Annotated in this window: 1 protein-coding gene; it reads left to right on the forward strand. The window is 36.1% G+C overall.

Annotation, left to right across the window (positions count from 1 at the left end; genetic code table 11):
• Window positions 1-271, forward strand: a 271-nt coding sequence (locus tag PZE06_RS28655) for a transposase (RefSeq protein WP_275792491.1), incomplete at its 5' end; no start/stop codon positions are given.
• Window positions 272-291 lie beyond the last annotated feature (20 nt).

The following is a 291-nucleotide window of genomic DNA, read 5'->3' on the forward strand; positions in this document are numbered from 1 at the left end:
CGAGACAAAGGAATCCCTAAAGGAGTTTTATCGGCGTGTAGAAAAGGCGAATATTCCAGAGTTTAAAAAGGCGATTCGAACCCTCCAAAATTGGCAAATAGAAATCCTGAATAGTTTTGCTTATGATTATTCGAATGGGTTTTTAGAAGGGATCAATAATCTAACAAAAGTACTGAAAAGGAATGCGTTTGGCTTCCGAAGCTTTAAGCGTTTTAGAGCTAAAATCTTATTAACACATAAGTATAAAAAAGTGGGTGTTCATATTGGGTAAGGGCGAAGTAAGAGTTACTT

Origin of the sequence: Robertmurraya sp. DFI.2.37 (assembly GCF_029211245.1) — a bacterium.
Lineage (GTDB): Bacteria > Bacillota > Bacilli > Bacillales > Cytobacillaceae > Robertmurraya > Robertmurraya methanolica_A.